Origin of the sequence: Paludisphaera sp., assembly GCF_037189885.1 — a bacterium.
Lineage (GTDB): Bacteria > Planctomycetota > Planctomycetia > Isosphaerales > Isosphaeraceae > Paludisphaera.
In genome coordinates, this window is record NZ_JBBCIR010000033.1 from 1 (window position 1) to 2,926 (window position 2,926).

Annotated in this window: 2 protein-coding genes; one reads left to right on the top strand and one right to left on the bottom strand. The window is 70.1% G+C overall.

Translation table 11 applies throughout. From position 1 onward, the window contains the following. Window positions 1–20 precede the first annotated feature (20 nt). Window positions 21–1,526 carry an ATP-dependent DNA helicase RecQ gene (locus WG209_RS11760; protein WP_337175236.1) on the bottom strand — a complete coding sequence of 502 codons (1,506 nt, stop codon included), beginning with the start codon at window positions 1,524–1,526 and terminating at the stop codon, window positions 21–23. Window positions 1,527–1,995: 469 nt separating this feature from the next. On the opposite strand from WG209_RS11760, the gene WG209_RS11765 reads away from it, so the two are divergent. Continuing rightward, on the top strand, window positions 1,996–2,868 hold the full coding sequence (locus WG209_RS11765; RefSeq protein WP_337175237.1) for an EF-hand domain-containing protein: 873 nt from the start codon (window positions 1,996–1,998) through the stop codon (window positions 2,866–2,868). Window positions 2,869–2,926 lie beyond the last annotated feature (58 nt).

Sequence of the window (2,926 nt, forward strand, 5' to 3'; positions counted from 1 at the left end):
CCCCCCCCGCGACGGGGAACTCACGCGACGCGCGCCTTCGGGCTCTCGACCCCACGGCGGTCGTCGCAGTTCTCGCAGAGGCCGCAATCGTCGGCGGGCGCGTCGTCGCCGAAGTAGTCGAGGATGGCGGCCCAGCGGCACGACCGCGTCGACGCGTAGTCGACGAGGCGCTGAAGATTCATCCGGTCGCGCTCGTCCTTCTCCTCGTAGGACCGGGCCAGGCGGGCCAGATCCTCGCGATCCATGTCGTCCCGCAGCAGGAGCAGGCGGCCGGCGAGATCCTCCTTGACGATCCGATGGCCCCGGAAAAGGTTGAGCGCGGCCTTCAGCTTGGCGCGGGGCAGGGGGCAGCCCTCCAGCAGCGTGTCGAACGTGGGGGCCTCGTCGCCGAACCGCTTCAGGGCGTGGTGGGCGTTGACGAGGTCCTCGCCCGACGGGTGGCGGCCCCCCTGGAAGAAGTTCTGGAGCTTCCAGTCGGCGTCCTGGTGGAGCAGCAGGCAGCGGGCGGGCTCGCCGTCGCGGCCCGCGCGACCGAATTCCTGGTAGAAGGACTCGATGTTCCCGGGCGGGTTGAAGTGGACGACGAAGCGGACGTCGGCCTTGTCGATCCCCATGCCGAAGGCGTTGGTCGCGACCATGATGGGCGTCTCGCCGCTCATGAAGCGATCCTGGTTCGCGTCGCGATCCGCCCGCCGCATGCGCCCGTGGTAGGTCGTGACCTCCAGCCCATGTTCGGCCAGCCGGTCGGCGATCTCCCCGACCCCCTTCACGGTCGCCGAGTAGATGATTCCCGAGCCCCCGGCCTCGTCGCGGAGGAACTCGACGAGGCGCTCGATCTTCTCGTCGTCGTCCGAGGCCGCGCGGGCCGCCAGGTGGAGGTTCGGGCGGAAGAAGCCGGTATGGACGACCTCGGCGTCCGGTATGCCGAGCGCGCGGAGCACGTCCTGGACGACCTCGTCGGTCGCGGTGGCGGTCAGCGCGAGCACCGTGGGCCGGCCGAGATCCTCGATGACGGAGCCCAGGGCGAGGTATTCGGGGCGGAAATCGTGTCCCCACTGGCTGACGCAGTGGGCCTCGTCGACGACGAACAGGTCGACCTCCGCGTCCCGGAGCAGCGACCGGAACTCCGGCGAGGCGAGCTGCTCCGGCGTGGTGTAGATGAAGCCGGAAAATCCGTCGCGGATGCGTCCCTCGGCCTCGGCGCGGGCGGAGTCCGAGAGCGTGCTGTTGATCGTGACGGACTCGAACCCGCGCTCGCGCAGGGCCTCGGTCTGGTCCTTCATCAGGGCGATGAGCGGGCTGACGACGATGGTCGCGCCCGGCATCTCCAGGGCGGGGAGCTGGAAGCAGAGGCTCTTGCCCGAGCCTGTCGGCATGACGACCAGGGTGTCCAGGCCGTCCATCGCCGCTCGGACGGCCCGTTCCTGGCCGGGCCGGAAGGATCGGAACCCGAATTGCGCCCGGAGCCGCCTCGCCAGCTCGCCTCGCCTCGTGGAAGTGGGAGTAGGCCCGCCGTTCTCCGCCATGTCGCCTCCGGCGGCCCGTCGTCCCGGGCCGCGTCCTCAGTCGATGAGCCAATCCATATGGTGGGAGGGACGCCCTCCCCCGCGATCGCGACCAAAGCAAAGGCCATTCCGCGACCGCGGCGACCAGGCGGACGGGGAGGGCGGCACGCTTCCCGGCCCCCGTGCAATCCTCTTCGCAGTCCCCGCCCGACGCCCCGTCGACGGGGCAACGATCGACATGGCGCCTACCCCACGCCGCGAACGTGCTCGGCGGTCGCCGACGGATTAATGATCGTTTCCCCCGTGTTTTCGGGCGTTTCGCGGGCTTCGACCCGGAAACCCGCCGGCGTTGGTATCCCGATTGCAATGCCCTGTCGTCCATCGTGAGCGGTCGCCGGGCTCGATCGTCGGCCCGGGACCTGATGCGATCTCCGCCCCGCCAAGGCCGGGGCGGATCAATCGAAATCGGATGTACTCTCAAGGAGATATCATGATGAATCGAAGGATGTTCGCCCCCGTCGCCGCCGGCCTCTTCGCCTCCGCCGCCGCCCTGGGGACGGCACGCGCCGAGGAGCCCCCCCGCATCCCCGGGCCGATCCAGAGCCCCAGGGATCTGCAGGACACGGCCAAGATGCTGTTCAAGGCCGCGGACGCGAACAATGACGGCCAGATCTCGCAGCAAGAGGCCGTCGACGCCGGCAACCTGATCGTCGGCGGCGTCTTCTTCCGGGCCGACGCCGACGGCGACGGGAAGGTGACCAAGCAGGAGGCCGATCAGGCCCGCGAGGCCATGTTCAACCAGCAGCCCCTCCTGCGGTTCATCGCCCAGCGGGCGCAGCAGGAGGCCCAGGCCCAGGGCAACCAGCAGGACCTGAACCAGGTCGGCCAGCAGATCATGGCGAACATCGACACGAACAAGGACGGCGCCCTTGACGCCAAGGAGCTTCGCCAGGCCGTCAACACGGCCGTGCAGGGCCTGTTCGTGGCCGCCGATCGCGACGGCAACGGCCAGCTCTCCCCGGGCGAGCTGAACGCGGCGGTGGTTGAAGCCGGCCGCGCCGGACTCCAGGCCGCGTTCCAGAACGCCGACACCGACAAGAACGGCACGATCAGCCGCGAGGAGTTCAACCAGGCCCTCGTGAACCCGGCCGGCGTCGTCTTCCGGATCGTCGACGCCAACAACGACGGCCAGCTCACCCGCGAGGAGCTGCAGTCGGGCGTGCGGGTCGTGATCAGCGAACTCCAGAAGCTGGAGCTCCCGGAGGCCGAGCACACCCTGCCCGAGCACGCCGCCCGCGCGATCGAGACGGCTCCGGCCAACCCGGCCCCTGGCACCGTCCCGGCCCCGGCCCAGCCCCAGTAAGCTTGACGAACCCATGCATCGCGCCGCGTCCCCGGGCCGCGGCGCCGCACCCGGTGCG